We start from the raw sequence: 20504 nt of genomic DNA, 5'->3' as shown, positions 1-20504 counted from the left end.
CTATAATTCTACAAATTCTAAACCTGATTGAGTTGGTTTATGTCTCCCTTGCTCAATCTGAACAACTTTTCCGCCTGAGCGAATCGATTCTGTCGCTGCACAGCCAACAGCAACACTCATACGGCCAGCAAAAGGTGTTGTTAACGGCTGCTTATTAAATAAAACTAAATTCACAAAATCCTGACAGATGCGTGGATCTGCACCGCTATGAGTCCCAGGCATTTTCTTCATTTCATAGGTGATATCACTCATCTCATGCCACGAACCTGATTTTCTAGTTTTCACATAGACCTTGTCATTCACATCATCATTTTCGAGACGGCCTTTTGTTCCAATAAAGGTATAATTTCGCGAATAGTCAGGTGTAAAATGGCATTGCATATAAGAAGCTTTAATGCCGCCCTCTAACTCCATAATCAGCATATTATTATCTTCTACATCGATTTCTTCTCTGAAGGCACACTGTGTTAATGTTTGTAAACTAGCGTCTGGACAAGTATCTTTGAGTTCGCAATCCGGGCAATGCAGGTCATTCGGTTTGTCCCCGCCATAATAATCTAGACTTCCAAAAGCCGATACTTTGGTTGCATAACTGCCTGTCAGCCAATGAATCACATCGATATCATGAGAGGCCTTTTGTAACAATAATGATGTTGTATTTGCTGCAGTACCATGCCAATCGTGGTAATAATAATAGCCTCCAAGTCCGACAAAATGTCTGACCCATACGGCTTTGATATCGCCAATGACACCCGAATCAATAATTTCTTTCATCGTTTGGTACATGCTCATGTAGCGCATATTAAAACCAATCATTAAATGTTTTCCTGATTTTTGGGCTTCATCAAGAACTCTGTCACAGCCTTCAGGAGTGATAGCCAAAGGCTTTTCACAATATACATGTTTTCCTGCCTGTAAGGCAGCGACTGCATGCTCTTCGTGTAAATAATCTGGGGATAAAATCGCAATGGCATCGATGTCTTGTCTTTTTAGCAGCTCCTTATAATCAGTCGTTACAAATACATCTTTATCAATCTCGTTTTTAAATCTTTCCAGCGCCTTCGAAGACACATCAGCCGCGCCCACTACAACTGAGTTTCCATCAGGGTTATGCCAATATTTCGCAATCGTACTCCTTAATCCTGTACCAATTACACCGATTCTTAACTGTGTCATGATATCCACCTTTTTAAATCAAGTTTTTATACTAAGCTATTATTTATCTTCTCTAATTTTGAAACCTTTTTTTCCATTCTCGTAAAAGCAGATTTTGCCATCCACATTAGTCCAAACGCCAGCACACTGAAACTAAAAAACGGAATTAGTCCTGGAATTATAATCATTACCATGCTGAAGCTAATAATAAGCGCCGCCATACTTAGACAATGAAATGGATTTGAAATAGCAATAATCAGTGCATATTTAACAACGTTAATCAGTTTGATGTCAAAATGGACATAGACTGGAATCATAAGCAGGACCGTCATCAAATAAAGGATTCCTGCAATCCACACGACAATGAGTAAAACAAGATCGATCATTCCCTCTGCTCCTTTGAACAGCTGGAAATAATAATAGAGACTCAAACCCGTTAACGTGGTAACCCAACCTAGAAGATTGGTTTTGCGAAAGCCTTTACGGTACATATCCCAGAACGTTCGAAAAATGGGAAATTCCGTTTGTTTATTAAGCCATTTTCGGCAAATCGCAAACATCGTAAAAGTGGCCGGGAATATGCCTCCAATCACCAGTCCCACAAGACAGAATAATATCCAAATTAATTGAAGGACAAAAAATCTCATGATCCATTCCATAATTGTATTTAACTTCTCCATGTAGCCAGCGTGAAACATATTCCCACCTCTTTTTAGATTAAAATTAACTAGGTATTACTATTATTGGCACGTGCGATTCGATCAACTGCTGGAAACGTACTGCCATGATTTTGTCGCCTGCTCCGTTTGGATGCAGTCCATCAGGCATGAATTTTTCATATTCTTCGCCAAACAAGTCAAGCCCGTCTATATAATAGATGTTTTGATCGCCATGACTCTTAAACAGATCAACGATTTGAACAATTTCGTATCTCACTTTTTCCAGTGACAATCCAACTTGATTTTCAATTTTTTCACTCTCCCTGTGAAAAATAGGAGAAATGATCACCAGCGGCACATCCTTGTGCACATCACGAATTGTTTCGATAAACCCAATCAAGGCGGGGGAAAAAGTTCTTTCCGATAATGTATTTCCACCTACGATATTAATTCCTGCACATATCGAAATAAAATCAGCCGGAAGATCACGCATCATTCTTGCTACCATTGGCTCTAAATGACAATTTCCACTATACCCTAGGCAGGTTAAATGGAAATCCATCTTCTTAGCAGCCAGCGCCGGCCATGTTTGCGATGGACTATCTGAATAGTAGCAATGCGTGATAGAACTCCCATACGTAATCCAGCGCAAACGGGAATCATCTACCAGTTCCCACTCTGCCCCTTCATCAATCCAAATTCCTGAAATAGAAACAGGTACTTTTTGAGATAAATAGATTTCAATCAACTTTGATTGCCCAGCGAGGGAATCAAAGGAAACCATTGTGTCCCCTGTCGGAATATAGGCTGTTTTTACTAGAGAACCATCAATGAGACAATCCATTTCCATCAATTCCGCTGCTTCCACAATCCCAATCTTAATCAATTGGGTATTACTGCGGATTTTAATTCGGACCCCTGCCGGCAGCTCCGCTTGCCCACTTATGCCGTTTGGAGGAAAAAACTCCTTCTTGTCGAAAGGGATTCTCCAAGGCTTCACATACTCTTTTGTTTTTTCCAGTGAAACGGCTCCATGAAACAACTTTTCAGATAATGGAATCTGCTTCAAGTTTATTCCTCCAATTATAACTAGCTATAAAACTAGTTAAGACTTCAACCAATCTAACGAAAACTTAACAAACGCTATGTCCATGTTATTCCAATCAGCGTAATCATACACGCGTTCATACAGGACACCAATTTCACCATTTTTAAGGACAGTTAAGCAAGAATACCCGTAGTAGCCGTCTTCAACTACCTTGCTGTACGGCCATGTTTTACCGCCATCTTCACTTAAGCGGACAGTTCCTTTTACTCTCGTTTTTTCATCCGCTGGGTTGGAGAATAATACTCGTACCTTTCCATCTCCTAAATCTGGATAAGTAACAACACTAGATTGACAGATTGGATCGATCAATTCCATATCAAACGTAACATCGCCCCATGTTTCGCCTCCGTCTGTACTAGTTGTAACGGCTGTTCTTTGGAGTCCATAATGGTTTCGCAAATAATACTTCAATTCACCCGTTGGCAATTCAATAACTTGTGACTCTGTTAAATATTGTTTACCTTCAGAGATGGTTTTGGCTGATAGAACCTCACCGTCAAGCTCTCTTCCGTCGTTTGGAGATTCACCGCGCTGCCACGTCACACCATGGTCATCACTATACATACAAGCACAAGACAGAGCTCCTGCTTCATTGGAAAAATAGATTGGGAACACTAACCGGCCTTTCTTTTCCCCATGCTTTAGTTGAATACCGCAGCCAGGACCTGATCCAATAAACTTCATCCATTCTTCCTTAACCGAACCATTCAATTCTCTTGGTTTGGACCAAGTCAGTCCGTCGTCATCACTTTGAATGATTTGTAAAAAGCATGTTCTTGCTTCTAGTAAACTTTCATTAGGGTCAATTCCCTTTTTAAAATAAATATTCCCCTCGGCTTGACCATCATTGAAAACATAACCATTTTCGTCAACGGTATAACTCGTTACATTGTTTTCAGTATCAAAAACGTTTCCTGATTGTGATAAAAAGTATACATTTCCTTTTTGATCATATAATTTGCGGCGGCCATCTCCATCAAATCCAATTCCCGGCTCACTATTCCATAAACCAATTCCTCCTGGTGAATGACAATAGATCATAAAGATTGTTCCTGTTTCTTCATCTTGTAAAAGGGATGTATCAATGGCGGCAGCTCCGTCTAAGCCTTCACCCGCAAAAGCTACGAGTTTTTGGACAGGTCCCCATGTCACACCATGGTCTTCACTGCGTCGGATTGAAGCATCGATTTGGTTAGGATTGTCAGTTTGATCGACAATTCTCGCATCAATGCCAGCGATTACCGTTCCCTTCGTTGTCGTAATCATCGATGGAATCCTGTAAGCCCTTGACCCCGCAAGGTTTGGATAAAAGATTGCTTCTGCTTGAATAGTAGACATAAAATTATCGCTCCTAACTAAGTAATTCAAAATAAATGTGGGTACCAAAGCACCCACATTTAATTTTTAATTTATTACTTCATTAAATCTGATGCCTTTGGCGCTTTTTCTAGCTCAGCCAGCAATTCTTTACCGCCATTATTCATCCAGTTTTCAACGTAACTATCCCATTCTTTATCGATATCAATTTCGCCGACGATGGCTTTCATTCTAAATTCAGCCACAATGGTATCAAGTTGACCTTTATAACGCTTTTCAACTTCCTTAATGTTTGTTTCGTTTAATAAATCCCACTTATATGGACGAATGACCATTTTTTCTTTCACATCTTCACGTGCATAGAAATCTTCTTTTACTTTCATCGTATATTCAGATGTAAACCATTGTGTTCTCTCTTGATCATACGTACGGAAGTTGTAGGCCCAGAAGCCTGAATTTCCTTCTTGCTCAGCAAATTCTGGTCGCACTTTAATCGCTGATTTATTCGGTTCGCCTTCCCAATCAGAATGCTCGCCAATTTCACCATACAAGGTCCATCTTGCTTCATTATCGAAGTTAATATAATCAAAAACTTGTAGAATTCTGGCTAATTCCTCATCCGTAACATCCTTCGATACATAGAATGCATCCGCTAAATTTCCAACCGGAATAAATGCACCTACACCTTGTTGGCCATTTTTCCCTATTTCTGGTGCTGTCGCAAGTAATTTAGCTGTGGATTCTGGATTTTCGACGATATTTTGAGGTGCACGTCCTTTTGCCCAGTCATCCATTGCAATATAGGCTGGCTGTGCAATATAGTAGCCGACTTTTCCTTGCTTGTACTTTTCCCAGCTCTTCTTATCGTCAAGTGTCGTAAATTCAGGGTCAATTAAGCCCATTTCATACCATTTTGCCATTTGCTTTAGAAAAGCTTTATACTTTTGTGAAATCTCAGTCGTAACCAGTTTGTCATCTTCCATTAAGTTATAATTAGCAGAAAGCGCAATTCCAAATGCACCCGTTAGTGAAGCAGCCCAGTTGGTATTGCTATTCCAAGGTGAAATTCCGTACGTATCGTCCTTTCCATTCCCATCAGGATCGTTGAACGTAAAGGCTTTCAAAATCTCTTCCAATTCATCAATCGTGTAAGCACCATCTGTATAATAGATTTTTTCGCGACCTCCGCTTGGTCCTACTTGCTTGATTTCACCAGGCGGCTCTATGCCTAATTTCTCCAGCCAATCGAGGCGGAAGGTTGGGCTCCAAGTTAAACCATCAACATGACCATATTGACCAATTAATTGTAGATATTCATTATCCGTTCCCTTCTTCAGGTTCATGATTGGACCTGGAGGGTTTTCAGATAACATCTTCATATAACGTGGGGCATATTTTTCCAGCATTTCTTTTGGAATGGTTCTTGTTAGGCCAGAATCATATAATTCTTGTGCTGTCTTTCCGCCTGTAGTAAAAGAAAAGGTATCGGGAAGATCACCGGATGCAACCATTAAGTTTACCTGGTCAGCATTCCAAGTATCCGTTTTTGTATTGATAATTTTGATATTAAATTGCTCTTCTAATCTCTTTTGAACATAGTTTCCATCCTCAACCTTGCCTCTTGTAACAGATCCTGATAAATTTAGCTCAAGTTCTTTAGAAAAATCCCCAGCTTTAGGCAAGCTTGCGACATCAACTTTTTCTGCTCCTTTACTTGCTTCCTGTTTCGAACATGCCCCTGTTAAAATCAGTGCACCTGAAATAGCCGCAAGTGAAAGTGCTTTTGTAAACTTTTTCATGACTACATCTCCCTTTTAACCTTTTAAAGAACCAATCATGATTCCTTTAATAAAGTATTTTTGTACAAACGGATAGATTAAAACAATTGGACCGATAGAGATGATAACAGTTGCTGCACGAACATTACTCAACAGCAGCTCTGAACTGCTCATACCGCCGCCGCCCACTGAGGCAGCTTGATTACTTGAGAGATCCATTGCCGTTAACATATCTCGTACCACGATTTGTAGCACGGTTTTAGCATCATCCTGGATATAAACAAGCGCGTGGAACCACTCATTCCAATGATACACAGCTGCCCAAAGTGCTACAGTGGCAATAACCGGCTTTGAAATTGGAATAATAATTTTCGTTAAAATTTGGAAATAATTTGCTCCATCAATAATCGCAGATTCTTCAATTCCTTTATCAATCGTCATAAAATAATTTCGCATAATAATGATAAAGAATACATTCACTGCTGACGGTAAAATCAGTGACAAGCTATTGTCCAGTAATCCTAGATTCTTTATTAATAGGTAATCGGGAATCATTCCCCCCGAAAAAAACATTGCAATTAAGAAAAATATCGTAAAGAAATTACGGTAAGGCAATTCCTTTTTTGACAACGGATAGGCAGCCAGCACCGTAAATGTAACAATTAAGATGGTACCAGCGACGGTACGAATAATCGTATTTACGTATGCTCTCATAATGTTCCCATATGAAAACACAAATTCATACGCATCCATTATCCAGCGGTCAGGCCATAAATGAACTCCGAGGCTTGAAGATGCATTGGCATCTGAGAATGATAAAACAATTGTCTGCCAAAAAGGATATAGCACAATGATTGAAAACAAAATGAATCCCGTCACATTAAGAATATCGAATAAAGATATCTTTTTCCGTGTAGCCCCCATAGTAAGTCCTCCTTCCTACCAAATTCCATGTTCACTTTTTCTGCGAATAATAGCGTTCGCAGAAAGAATTAGGATAATTCCGACAACGTTTTTAAATAATCCCACTGCTGTTGCATAGTCAAATTGGAATTGCTCCAAACCACTTCGATATACATACGTATCAATAATATCTGCCACTTCATAGACTAATGGGTTGTACAAGTTAAGGATTTGGTCAAAACCTGCGTTCAACACACTTCCAAGTCTAAGAATAAACAAGATGATGACCATTGGCATAATCGATGGAAGAGTAACATGAATCATTTTATGGAATCTTCCTGCTCCATCCATTTCAGCTGCTTCATACAACTGTGGATCAATGGAGGCAATGGATGCTAAGTAAATGATTGCTCCCCAGCCAACTTCTTTCCACATATCTGTTAAGATTAAAATTGGAATGAAGGATGCTTTGTCCGACATAAAGTTTATTGGATCCCCGCCAACAAGAGTAATAAAGAAATTGATAATCCCTCTTTGCGGTGAAAACACTTCAATGACCATTGCCGATAAAATAACCCAGGACATGAAATGTGGTAAATAGGAGATCGATTGACTCACCTTTTTGAATCTTTCATTCTTAACTTCATTTAACAAGATGGCAAAGATGATCGGTGCTGGAAACACAATAATTAGTTTTAATAAACTGATGACGACTGTATTTTGTAATGCCCTTAAAAATAAGAAATCATCAAACAGTCTTTTAAAGTGTTCAAAATTATTCCATGGGCTATCCCATATACCCAAGCCAGGTGAAAAATTCTTAAAAGCAATTAATATCCCATACATTGGAATGTAATGGAAGATAAATAGCATCACCATTGGGATTGCCAACATGATATAAAGCGTTTTCATCTTTTTCATTTCAATCCACTTAGTATTTGCTTTTCGCTTAGGTTTTGTTTTTGTTTCCGCCTTTTGTACTACCGTTTGCATAAGATGTCCTCCTCTCATTACTTGCGTTGAAAACGTTTCCTGTATTTAGAATAATATAATTTTTAATGTAAAAGTTTTAAATTCTTTAGGAAAAGTAACACTATTTTAAGCCATATAAGAAAGTAGAGACGCATGAAATATTCATGCGTCTCTCAGTGATTTTAGTTATTTACTTCTTTAATAAATCGGAAACCTTAGGAGCTTTTTCTAACTCAGCCAGGGTTTCTCTACCGCCGTTATTCATCCAGCTTTCAACATATTTATCCCATTCTTTGTCGATGTCAACTTCGCCGACAATCGCTTTCATCCTAAATTCGTCGACAATGGTGGTGAGTTGTCCGCTATAACGTTTTGAAAGTTCTTTTAGTTTTGTTTCATTTAAAATATCCCATTTATATGGACGAATCAGCATCTTTTCTTTCACATCTTCACGGGCATAGAAATTATTTTTTAAATTCAACGTATATTCAGATTGAAACCACTGTACTCTTTCTTTATCATAGGTACGGAAGTTGTAGGCCCAAAATCCTGAATTACCTTCTTGCTCTGCAAATTCTGGACGGACTTTAAGCGCTGATTTTTCAGGTGTTCCTTCCCAATCAGAATGCACGCCCACTTCCCCATACAATGTCCATCTTGCCTCATTATCCAAGTTAATATAATCAAAGATTTGAAGAATTCTTGCCAATTCTTCATCCGTTACATCCTTCGAAACATAGAATGCATCCGCTAAATTACCAACTGGTAAATATGCTCCTTCACCCTGCTGTCCACCTTTGCCGATTTCTGGTGCTGTCGCTAGCAATTTTGCTGTAGAATCCGGATTTTCAACGATGTTCTGTGGCGCTCGTCCTTTTGCCCAATCATCCATGGCAATATAGGAAGGCTGTGCGATATAGTAGCCTATTTTTCCTTGCTTGTATTTTTCCCAGCTTTTATTATTGTCAAGTGTTGTAAATTCAGGATCAATCAATCCCATTTTGTACCACTTTGCCATTAATTTTAGAAAATCCTTATATTTTTTTGAAACCTCAGTTTGAACCAATTTTCCATCTTCCATAAAGTTATAACCAGGAGCAATTCCAAATGCACCCATTAACGTAGCTGACCAGTGGATTTGGTTGTTATAAGGTGAGATACCGTACGTATCATCCTTTCCATTTCCATCCGGATCATCGAAAGTAAAGGCTTTCAATATTTCTTCCACTTCTTCAATCGTATAAGCTGCATCTGTATAATAAATTTTTTCGCGGCCGCCGCTTGGACCTACCTGCTTTATTTCTCCAGGAGGATCAATACCCAATTTTTCTAACCAATCAAGTCGGAATGTTGGGCCCCAAGCCAAGCCATCGACATGTGCATATTGACCGATTAATTGTAAATATTCATTATCTGTTCCCTGCTTCAGGTTCATACTTAGCCCTGGAGGATTTTCAGATAACATCTTCATATATCGAGGTGCATATTTTTCAAGCATCTCTTTTGGAATCGTTCTCGTTAAACCAGAATCAAATAATTCTTGTGCTGTCTTTCCGCCAGTAGTAAACGCAAATGTATCTGGAAGATCACCGGAGGCTACCATTAAGTTTACTTGGTCAGCATTCCAAGTATCCGCTTTCGTGTTGACAATTTTGATGTTGAATTGCTCTTCTAATCGTTTTTGTACATAGTTTCCATCTTCAACTTTACCTCTTGTCACAGATCCCGAAAGATTTAGTTCAATCTTTTTAGAAAAATCCCCAACTTCAGGCAAGCCTCCTACATCAACTTTTTCTGCTTCTTTACTTGCTTCCTTATTTGAACATGCAGATGTAAAAATGAGTGCACCTGAAACAGCTGCCAAAGAAAGTGCTTTCAATTTTCTTTTCATTATTGCTCCCCCTTAACCAATTAGTGTCACTTTTTCTTTCCATATTTGCATTGGCACTGATGATTAAACCGAATAGTTGAAAAGATCCTCCTCTTTGTTTTTTTAAATGAAACCGATTTCTATTTTTAGAATAGTATAATTTCTTTTGGTGAAGTTATACTTTCTTAAGGTTAAATAGCACTATTTTAAGTTCCTTAAAATTTTTAAATATAAATTAAAACTATTTAAAGCTTTTTTTATTTCTTAAAAAACAAAAAAAAGAGGCTGTTCCAAAGGAAAAGATCCCCTTAGAGAAAACCTCTACATTAGAATTAAATAGCAGCGGGAAGCACAATCGTAACTTTTGTGCCCTCACAACGTACGCTTTCTATACTAAGTCCATATTTTTCACCGAAATGAAGCCGAATTCTACCATTTACATTATAAATACCGGCTTTATCCAGCGAAGATGAAGCTAGGTGACTTTTTATTATTAACAGTTCTTCTTCTCCTATCCCTACTGCATTATCCTCTACAACAATATGAATTTCGCTTCCTTTAAGCTCACACGAAATATGAATGGTTACCATGTCCTTGGTTTTCCTTGCTCCGTGGTGAATGGCATTTTCTATGACCGGCTGCATAATCAGCTTAACCGTTTTATCATTTAATACATTTTCATCAACATCCCAAATGCATTCAAAATTATCAAACCGGTAGGACATAATCTTGATATAGGTTTTCGTAAATGTGAGCTCCTCACGTAGTGTAATCATAAATTGTTCCCGATTGGTAACAAATCGAAAAAACTGGCTTAAAGACTCAATCATCTCGGTCGCTCTATCTGTCTCATTGGCTTCGACGAGATAGATTAAATTATCGAGCGTATTATATAAAAAGTGTGGATTAATTTGCGACTGCAGCGCATTTAGCTGCAGCTCACGTTTTTCATATTTTAATTGAATTCGTTCTTGATTCGTTACGATCGTCTCATGAATCAATTCTTCTATTCTCTCCATCATATGATTGAAGTTTTTTGTAAGGGCGTCAACCTCTTCAATTCCAGATAATCGTTCCATTACATCATGATGGGAGCCCTTTAAATCAAAGGTTTGAACCAACTCGTTCAACTGTCCAATCGGCCTGTGCATCCTTTTTGAAATCCAATAGGCAAATACAAGCAACAAAAGGATGATGAAAAAAAATAGATAGAGGTCACTGATAAACAATTGATGGACCTGCTTTTGTATATCAGAATAATTGTATTTTGAAATAAATACCCAGTCTAGACCAGTAATTTTTGTGCTGTAAGCATGAACTTTAGACCCATCAGCTTGCATCATTTTCTCTTTACTATCAAAAACTTTGCCAATATTAAGCGGATTCGGATGGGAAAGAATCATGTTTCGTTTATCTGCGATCAGCATTTCAAGACCCGTTTTTTGCCAATCAGAATAATACTTTTCCAATTGATTGTTTTCAATATCAACGGTTATATAGCCAATAATTTTTGAATATTCCACCGGGGAAAAAACCGGCATCCCAATCACAATGGTAACATTATCAAAGTGGTCCCTTTTTAGTGTATAACTAATCTTCCGACCTGAACTTTCTAAATTTCTCATGAACTCGAAAGCTAGTTCCTTCTCCAGACTGTGCATGTTTGTATACAAAATTTTTCCTGACTCATCATAAATTTTGATATTTTGCCGTCTTAATTCGAGGAATTGCTTCCTGTCTACTAATTCTTGGCCAATCTTTTCAGCGTCATGTTCCATAATGTGAAGCTGTACATTGTTATTATGCGCAATTCGTGCCATGGTCAGCTCTCGTTGGTTAATTTCGTTATTCATCAACCGAGCCATCTTTTCATGGACGGAATGATAGCTTTCCTGCATATCTCCCGAAACAAGTTTAGAAGTTTGTCCATAGAGAATTCCAATAAAAATAAATAGTGGAAGCAAAACAGTTATCACAAAATAAAAAAAGAAGCGCTCCTGTAAGCTTAGTTTCATGCCAAACGTTTTATTTTGCTGTACAAGACTGCTGTAATTCCTGCTTTCTTCGTACTCCTTAATCGATGCGATTAATTGATAAAGCGGTTGAATAACCTTTCGGCCTATCATTCTGGAAAAAATAATCGTAATCAATGCGGAACAAACGAATGTTAATAAAATCATTTTCCACATTAGCCCAATTTGTTTTTTATAAAAGCCTAATGAATCCTCATAAATAAGCTGAAAATTATAATAGGGGATGCTTGAATAATAGACTCCCTTATCCGCTCTGGATAGCAATAACTCCTTTTTACTTTGATTATTTAACTTTTCCAGATTCTCCCCTTCTACTTGGTCTCCTTTAAAAAACAGCCGGCCATTTTGATCAAATAAACGAATTTGACCGGCATAAAAGAGAGATTCGTCAAGATATTTTGGATTAATAAAGATTAAAATGACTCCTTTATCAACCCCGTCTGGAGAATTGATATTTGTTCCAAAAAAAAGATGATTATTTAAGTCATTCCATTCAGAGGCTTTCCACCCGTTTTCCCCATTAATTGATGGGAGTTCAATCTTTCTGTTTGCCTCGCCCATGTTAATAAAATAAAAATTATTTTCGACTTCCGTTTTAACCTTCATACCATTAAATTTGAAATCTACATATTTTTGATCTGAACTGTATTGAGTTGTCGGTGTAATGATGAGGATATTTTCAATAAGTTTATTGTTCTGTTTGATTGTATTTAAATAATCCTCAAAACCCGCATGCTGGTAATACTTTTCTGATGGGCTTATCTTTGAACCGCTCAACTCATCGATATAGCGGATAACAATTTCATTGGTCTTTAAATTATTTGTCGTATCATAAATATTATTAAACTCCGTCTGCAGCTCATGGGAAATCTGTTCCATTCTTAACTGGATTGACGATTCTTTCTTTTCTTCAATAAAGTTTTTTATTTTTATAAAATATAAACTGCTTAACAGCAAAAGAAATACAAATACAGTGATCAACGAAAACTTTAATAAAAAGGTATGGAAATGAAGCTTTTTAGCTTTTTTCATGGTTTACCTCCTGAAGGCTGACCTCGTTTACTGTCTTCTGAACACAACAGGGGTAACACCTGTTTCATTTTTAAATACTTTGTTAAAATACGAATGGCTTTGGAAACCGACCATATCGGAGATTACTTTGATTTTATAATCTGTATTTTTAAGAAGCAGTACCGCTTTTTCGACACGAACTTGATTGACATAATCGATAAAATTTTGTCCTGTTTCCTTTTTAAAAATCGCACTGAAGTAAGCTTGATGCAAGAATAATCGATGTGAAATATCATCAAGTGTAATCCGTTCCTGATAATTCTCCTTTACATATTCCTTAGCCATAAGAACGTAACTGTTTACATCCTTTTTATCCTGATGGATCAAATCAAAAGAAATCGTTTCCAACATTTGCGTCAGCCATCGCTTTAATTCCTTTAAAGAATCAATCTCGTAAATTCTGCCTAGTACATGCTGCTGATCAATAGACGCGAGAGATAGTCCCTTCTCTTTAAATCGGAACATAAGGATAATAATAAGTTCAGAACAAGAACTTCGTATTTCGGCAATCGGCAGTCCACCAATCTGTTTGTATGGGTCAAAGAAATGATTGACTAAATCACCAATGGACATTTTTCCATTCGATTTCATCGAATCCATCAAGCAATTTTCAATTTTGTTCACATGGTCTAACATGAAGTTTTGTAATTCTGTATGATTCCCTCTATCACCTTCGACATTCAAATCTTCATAGAAGATTACTATTTCATAATCATTAAAGTATTTATAGCTATATGCGTAAACCGCCTCATTATAGGAACGGCAAATTTCTTGATACGTGCATACTGGATCACCAACACCTACCACAAAATTCTCTTGTTCCTTAAATAAGTCACCAAGGTTATCTCTTAGTGAATCAATGAACAAGTTAATTTTCGGTAAGAGATTCTGTTTCGAAACAAGCTTGGAATCGGTACTTAACACAATCAGACTATTCCCGTAAAACAAAATGGAGACTTGATAGCGATTCCAAAAATTCGAAGCAAGCTCTGTAATTTTCTGCCTGATTGAAAAAGTGGATACCTTTTTAAACAGTCGATCAAAGGAAAAAATGGCGACTCTAAAGCTTTGGGTATGGTGATTCCACTGGTCAGCATACTGCGATAGATTATCCCCTTTAATTAAATCCAAAAGCATTAATTCCTCAACTCGATCCACTGCTTTTACTTCTTCATCCTCTCTTAATTCTTCAGCTAGTTTCGTAAAAACATTGAAAAAGTCATTTTTCATCAATGGCTTCAACAAATATCCCTTCACACCAAATTGTATGGCTTCTTGGGCATATTTAAAATCGTCATAAGCACTTAGAATGACCACTTTTATTTCAGCGTATGATTTTTGAATTTCTTTCGCAAGCTCTAATCCTGTCATCTCAGGCATAAGAACGTCTGTCAAAACGGCATGTGGACGCTCCTGTTTAATGAGTTCCAATGCTTCTACGCCATTTTCCGCTATCCCAACTACTTCGAACCCTGCCTCAGACCAAGGAAAAAAATGAGCCAAGCGGTCACGGATGTTTTTCTCATCATCAACTATGATTATTTTGTACATCAAAAGCCCCCCTTTTTCTATTAAAGTGAAGGTAATATAATTAGTTTATCAGATAAATTAATAATCGGCGTATTTTTGTTAAACGAATCTATGAAATTATGTAAAAATTCTATCATATTTTTAAGGTTTATTGATGGAGGCAAATCGCTCCAAATAATGTAAGGGTGGCAATCTCCTTGTTAATTCTCCCCTGTTGATTGGAGCGGAAATCAACTGGCCTTTGGGCAGGCTGAAAAATAAAAATTGCCGAGAAGATACTTTCTCGACAATCTGAGGAAGGGAAACCCCTTCCTTTTCTTTATGAAAATCCTGCAACTGTAAATAGGATGGCCAAGCCAACTAATAGGAGGAACGCTAAATATCCTAAAATACTGAGAATGGTAACAATCCAGCCGACTACCTTTCGATCTGTCCTAATTAAGTAGATTCCTAAAGCAATGGCACCAAAAACAAAACCTAGAATTCCCCATAGAACGGGGTTCTTACCATGCTTTTTAGAATCAATAACTAAATAAATAGTCAGAATGATATTTAAAGCAAGTCCAAAAAAGCCTTCCAAAATTCTCTCTCCCTGCTATGTTTAAGTATATACTTAATATTATATTATACCAGAAAATACCTTTCCATAACTCATAATATTTAGAAAGGAAAAGTAAAAACCGCTTGGTTGACTAGAACCCAAGCGGTTTTATCTAAAATCTAATTTAATTCAGTGTGCATGGCACCGTATACTGCCCCTAGTAAGTTGGCATTTTGACGATACTTACATGCCACGATTTCAGGTTTAATTTTAGCAAGATTGACTCTTGTTAAAATACTATCCAGCTTCTCATTGATTCCATCAATGAGTTCGTCTCTAGCACTGATTCCACCGCCAATGACGATTACTTCAGGATCATAAATGTACTGCAAATTATAAATCCCTACCGCCAATAAGTGATAGAAATGATTGATAGCTTCAATACAATCCTCATCTCCAGATTCAGCAAGTTTAAAAATTTGTTCACCTGAAATAGATTCCACATCTATTTGCTTTCTTTCTGCGACATTTCTCACCAGCGCAGCGGTTGAAGCCACTCTGCTCCAAACATCATTGCTATCTTGAATATCACCAGTTAGCAGCATATAACCGAATTCGCCGCCATGGAGATGGGCCCCTTTATGCAATTGGCCGTTCTTAAACACCGATCCGCCAATTCCGGTTCCAATCACCATAACAAGTACATCCTTTTTCCCCTTTGCTGCGCCGTTCCAAATCTCAGCATAGCCCGCACAATTGGCGTCATTTTCTAAGTAGACCGGCAGTGAAGTTATCTCACTCACCAAATTTTTAATATTTGGTCCGTGTAAATAAGGAATGGCACTGGAACCATAAATCACGCCTTCATCCGAAACAGCACCAGGTGCACTAATTGCAATCCCTTTAACCTCCGAATACTTCCCAGACAGTTTTTCGATAACCAAAAGCAATTCATCTAATGTTTTAGGTGTTTTCACTTTATTGTTCTCAAGGATTTCAGCCTTCTCGGTCACCAATCCGTATTTAATAAATGTTCCGCCGATATCAAAAGCTAAATATTTACTCATCTTAAGAAACGCCCCTAGGTAGCTTTTTATTTATAGATATTGTCGTCCTGTCCTTCGAATTGTTTGGTTTCGATGACGTCTTTTAGCCAATAAGCAGATTTTTTAAGCGTACGGTTCCGATTTTCTTCGAGGTTAATTTCAACCAAACCGTAACGATTCTTAAACGCATTCATAGGTGATACGTTGTCGCTGAAGGCCCAAAGCATATAGCCTGTACAGTTGGAACCTTCTTCAACACCCTTTAATAACCATTTTAAATGTTCACTAATAAATTCAATGCGGTAATCATCTTGAATCATGCCTTCTTCATTTTTAAAACGGTGTTCATTTTCCACACCCATTCCATTTTCAGCAATAAACCATTCGATGTTTCCATATTCCTCTTTCATTCGCATAGCGATATCATACATCACCTGAGGATAGATTTCCCAGCCGCGGTGAGGATTCATTTTTCTGCCTGGTAAATCAAAGCTTTCATAATAGTAGGCAGGATGGAAAGGCGTCTCTTCATTCCATGCGGTTGAACGTGCTTTTACACGGTATGGGAAATAGATATTTAATCCCACATAATCAACGGTGTTCTCTTTAATGATTTGCAACTCTTCTTCTGTTGCCTCGAAAGCAATATCATGCTTGTTCATTAATTCAAACAATTCTTCAGGGAATTCGCCTTTAATCGAAGGATCCAAGAAAATTCTATTGTAAAATAAATCAAAAATGCGTGCTGCTTTTTGGTCATGTTCAGCAGAAGAACGCGCATATGCTACCTCTGGATTAATGATGTTACCAATCTTGGCGCCATATTTTTCTTTTAAGTCCATTTGTTTAAATAAACGAATTACTTTAGCCGTTGCTAAGCTTTTATTAAAATTCCATTGCATCCATTTCTGCGTATTTTGTTCAAATGGATAACGAACCGCGTCTAAATAGACACGTGTTTGAATAACAATTGGCTCATTGAAAGTAAACCAGTGCTTAACGCGATCACCATAACGCTCAAACACCTTTTCTGTATATTTAACGAATAAATCCACAACATGTTTTGATCCCCAGCCGCCGTATTTCTTAAATAATTCAGCAGGAAGCTCGTAGTGTTCAAGACAAATCATCGGCTCCACATTATTCTTGATTAACTCATTGATCATATCATCTATATAACTAGCATATTCTTCATCTACTACGGCATTCTCATAATCTAGTAAAAAGCGAGACCAATTAATAGAAGTTCTAAAATTTTGCAAACCAATTTGCTTCATATAACCAATATCTTCTTTATATCGATTCTTAAAATCAGTTGCTACAGCAGGACCATATCCATTATGCCAAACATGTTTATTTTCTTTATACCACATGTCTAGAAAGGAATCCTGTGTCTCTTTTTTTCCTGACCATCCCTCCGTTTGCCAAGCAGACACTGCTGCTCCTAGGAAAAAGTCATTCGGTACATTAATTTTCTTTTGCATACTACTTACCTCCAATTTCATAAGTCACTCTTATGATTAATTGATATTGTTTGCCCTTACGTTTCTATACTTTGTTGGCGTATAGCCTGTAAATTTTTTAAACACATCCACAAAGTACTTATATTCTCGATATCCTACCTTTTCAGCTATTTCATTTACATTAAAAGGGGTTTCTTCAAGCAGCTGTTTGGCTGTATCCACACGCAAGGTATTAATATATTCATTAAAACTTTTGCCCGTTTTTTGTTTAAATAAAGAACTGAAATAATTAGGGGAAATATTAATGACGTCTGCTACTTCATGTGCCTTGATTGGTGACGCATAATAGGTTTTGATATATTGTTCTGCCCTATCCATTAACCAGTCGTTAGCCTTTGACTTATTCGCCAATGATTCACTTACAGGACTAACAACAACCCCGTCTTCACTAAAAGGAATATACCGGGTATCTTCATATAATCTTAGATACACCTCATTCAGCTGACCAATTGTGATGTCAGTATCATTAACAACACAATTTAACTCTTGGAAATCCAAATTCCGAGGAGTAAAATCAGACAAATGATTGGTTACACAAGTGAGTAAGACATTTTTACTTGTAAACACCGATACACATGAAAACCCCTGACTGTTTAACAATTTTTCTACTTGGTTTTCCCAGTCCACAGCCACGTTTTGCAGTTCTTCTTCAGAAAGATCTTTTGTTTTATTTTTATACTCTTTTAACATGGTAACAAAGGGATAAATACGCACATCAGCAAATAAACCCGAATGGTTTGGAGCAGTATCTGGTAAATCTAGAACTTGATGAAAAATAGCATTTTGTAAATTCATCTGATAGATTTGCTGTGCAGCTTTTCTTTCTTCTTGTAAGGTACTGGTGATTTTTGTGATGACCTGTAAAAGCTCATCTACCTCTACCGGCTTCAATAAGTAATCCTTTACACCTAATTGAATCGCCTGCTGTGCGTATTTAAAATCGTCGTACCCACTTATGATAATCATTCGAATATCTGAATAGTTCTCTGCAAGGAATGCCGCCAGTCTCAAGCCATCAACATTCGGCATTCTGACATCGGTTAGGACTAAATCGATATCACCATGTTCCTGAATCTTTTGAATAGCCTCCGCCCCGTCATACGCAAGGTCAACAACTTCCACCATATATTCATCCCACGGAATGGTCTGTTGCAAACCACGACAAATAATGGGTTCATCATCAACAATTAGCATTTTAAAGGGCATACTACTCACCTGTCTCATTTGGAATTAGATTGCGATTATCATTCTCTGATATAGGAAGCTTCAAGCGAATCCATGTTCCCGCAAGAGAATCCAACAACTCGAATTTTGCCTCTTCGCCAAAGGCCATCTCTAAGCGGTCGATGAGATTAGGAATGGCATAGCCGCCTTTCCGTTTATCATCTTCATCCTGTTTCTCACTCTTAAATCCCCAGCCATTGTCGATTACATCTATCCAAATTTCCTCATCAACCTTAAACATGCGAATCTGGATAACGCCCTGTCTAGGCAAATTTTTAAAACCATGAAGGATACTATTTTCTACTAATGGCTGTAAAATTTGCTTAATGATATAGATATCTTTTATTTGATCGTCATAAAAAACACTGTAATTTAAACGATTTCCAATTCGGCTCTTTTGTAACTCCAGGTAGTTTTGAATATAATGAATTTCTTCCTCTACCTTTACCCACATTTTCCCCATGTTTAAATTCATACGAAAGATTTTAGATAAACGCTCAATTAACTGACCTGTTTCCATCGCTTTTTCTAATCGGGCCGTCCAACGAATCATGTCCAGTGTATTGTATAAAAAGTGTGGATCAATCTGGCTTTGAAGAGCCTTCAATTCCGATTCACGCTGCTTAATCTTTAACTTATATTCTCGATTAATATAATTTTGAATGGTTGTGACCATTTGGTTAAATCGGAGTCCTAATTTCCCAATCTCATCTTGTGAAGAGATTTGAACCTTTGCACTGAAGTCGCCTTCTCCCAGCTGCTTCGTTTGCTTCGTCAATTCCACAATCCTTCGGATAAAGGATTGATAAAATCCGACAAAAGCTAATGCTCCAAGTGCTAATAAAAGGAGAATCATAAAAACAAACAAGCCGCGGACATTATATAAACTTTTAACCACTTCTCCCTCATTTACCATCGCAATCGAAACCCAATCCGTTCCTGTAATTGCTTTTTTCACCAGTAAATAGTCACTTTGATCAGCCTTGGTTTTCAACGTTTTATTTTTACCGTTTAAAATCCAGCCGGTTATTTTTGAATCAGGAAAGGGTTTCCCCGCTAATGAAGGATTCTGATGCAGGACGACTTCTCCTTTTTTGTTCAATACAAAATAATCACCAGTTTGGTTAATGGAATTACTTTCAATTGTCTTATATAGCTTAGATTCGTCTAATCGTATTCTCACCATTCCGATAGGTGTGTTGATATGGTTAATATCATTAATAACCCTTGTTAAACTAACAACATTTTTTTTTGCAGATCCATTTTCAATCACTTGATAGGTATTGCTCCAATATGGACGGCCTTCAAGCTCCCTGGCTCCTTGATTCATACTGACTTCATTTCCGATTAAATGGCTGCCAATTTCTAAAACATGTCCATCATTTGCGACCAATAGAATCGAATCGATATAACTATGACTCATAAGCTGAAAGGTAAAATAACCATTAATCCCTGCAACTGCCTCTTTATACTCTGCTTGAGTAAGGTCTTCCTCCGTAGCCGTAAAAAACGTTCGGAAGTTTTTTTCATAGATCATGTAAGAAGACATATTCTCAATCCCACGAATGAGGGAAGTTAAGTTATCTTCATTTTTTTCTAGTTTGTCAACGGCATTTTTTTCAGCCTGCTGCTTAAAAACAGTTGTCGTTTGATAGTAGATAATGCAGCCAATAATAAAGGTTGGTAAGGTAATCAAGAGTAAGAATACGGTGACAAACTTATTTTTTAATCCCCAATTTCGGATCATTGCACATCAGCCTTTTAATTTATTACC

15 protein-coding genes are annotated in these 20504 nt (G+C 37.4%); all 15 read right to left on the bottom strand.

Annotation, left to right across the window (positions count from 1 at the left end):
- The 15 genes from F4694_RS00785 to F4694_RS00715 all read right to left on the bottom strand — a co-directional run bounded on the left by F4694_RS00785 (position 1) and on the right by F4694_RS00715 (position 20477).
- Positions 1–1176: a Gfo/Idh/MocA family protein gene (locus tag F4694_RS00785; RefSeq protein WP_179595000.1), complete on the bottom strand. Its 1176-nt coding sequence runs from the start codon at positions 1174–1176 to the stop codon at positions 1–3.
- A gap of 26 nt (positions 1177–1202) precedes the next feature.
- The gene (locus F4694_RS00780) at positions 1203–1835 is read right to left on the bottom strand and encodes a YesL family protein (RefSeq protein ID WP_218895475.1); all 633 of its coding nucleotides are present in this window, start codon (positions 1833–1835) and stop codon (positions 1203–1205) included.
- A 43-nt stretch (positions 1836–1878) separates the two neighbouring features.
- A complete protein-coding gene (locus F4694_RS00775; RefSeq protein WP_179594998.1) occupies positions 1879–2883 on the bottom strand; it encodes an SGNH/GDSL hydrolase family protein in 1005 nt (334 codons plus the stop codon).
- 36 nt (positions 2884–2919) lie between these two features.
- Positions 2920–4260: a sialidase family protein gene (locus F4694_RS00770; protein ID WP_179594997.1), complete on the bottom strand. Its 1341-nt coding sequence runs from the start codon at positions 4258–4260 to the stop codon at positions 2920–2922.
- A 74-nt stretch (positions 4261–4334) separates the two neighbouring features.
- The gene (locus tag F4694_RS00765) at positions 4335–6038 is read right to left on the bottom strand and encodes a type 2 periplasmic-binding domain-containing protein (RefSeq protein ID WP_179594996.1); all 1704 of its coding nucleotides are present in this window, start codon (positions 6036–6038) and stop codon (positions 4335–4337) included.
- A 15-nt stretch (positions 6039–6053) separates the two neighbouring features.
- The gene (locus F4694_RS00760) at positions 6054–6941 is read right to left on the bottom strand and encodes a carbohydrate ABC transporter permease (RefSeq protein WP_179594995.1); all 888 of its coding nucleotides are present in this window, start codon (positions 6939–6941) and stop codon (positions 6054–6056) included.
- 15 nt (positions 6942–6956) lie between these two features.
- Positions 6957–7913, bottom strand: a complete 957-nt coding sequence (locus tag F4694_RS00755; protein ID WP_179594994.1) for an ABC transporter permease — start codon at positions 7911–7913, stop codon at positions 6957–6959.
- A gap of 169 nt (positions 7914–8082) precedes the next feature.
- Positions 8083–9783 carry a type 2 periplasmic-binding domain-containing protein gene (locus F4694_RS00750; RefSeq protein WP_179594993.1) on the bottom strand — a complete coding sequence of 567 codons (1701 nt, stop codon included), beginning with the start codon at positions 9781–9783 and terminating at the stop codon, positions 8083–8085.
- Between the two features lie 311 nt (positions 9784–10094).
- Positions 10095–12827, bottom strand: coding sequence for a sensor histidine kinase (locus F4694_RS00745; protein ID WP_179594992.1), 2733 nt, complete (start codon positions 12825–12827; stop codon positions 10095–10097).
- A 27-nt stretch (positions 12828–12854) separates the two neighbouring features.
- Entirely contained in the window at positions 12855–14417 is a 1563-nt protein-coding gene (locus tag F4694_RS00740) for a response regulator (RefSeq protein WP_179594991.1), read from the bottom strand.
- A 298-nt stretch (positions 14418–14715) separates the two neighbouring features.
- Entirely contained in the window at positions 14716–14976 is a 261-nt protein-coding gene (locus F4694_RS00735) for a hypothetical protein (RefSeq protein ID WP_179594990.1), read from the bottom strand.
- Positions 14977–15116: 140 nt separating this feature from the next.
- Positions 15117–16004, bottom strand: a complete 888-nt coding sequence (locus F4694_RS00730; protein WP_179594989.1) for an ROK family protein — start codon at positions 16002–16004, stop codon at positions 15117–15119.
- A gap of 26 nt (positions 16005–16030) precedes the next feature.
- Positions 16031–17467: a glycoside hydrolase family 1 protein gene (locus F4694_RS00725; RefSeq protein ID WP_179594988.1), complete on the bottom strand. Its 1437-nt coding sequence runs from the start codon at positions 17465–17467 to the stop codon at positions 16031–16033.
- Positions 17468–17503: 36 nt separating this feature from the next.
- Positions 17504–18712 (bottom strand): response regulator transcription factor, encoded by a 1209-nt coding sequence (locus F4694_RS00720; protein ID WP_179594987.1) that lies wholly within the window; start codon positions 18710–18712, stop codon positions 17504–17506.
- Between the two features lies 1 nt (position 18713).
- Positions 18714–20477: a sensor histidine kinase gene (locus tag F4694_RS00715; protein ID WP_179594986.1), complete on the bottom strand. Its 1764-nt coding sequence runs from the start codon at positions 20475–20477 to the stop codon at positions 18714–18716.
- Positions 20478–20504 lie beyond the last annotated feature (27 nt).

The organism is Neobacillus driksii (genome assembly GCF_013409995.1).
Taxonomy (GTDB): Bacteria; Bacillota; Bacilli; order Bacillales; family Cytobacillaceae; genus Neobacillus; species Neobacillus driksii.
The sequence above is the reverse complement of the archived record's forward strand: the minus strand, read 5'-3'. Positions and strand labels throughout refer to the sequence as shown.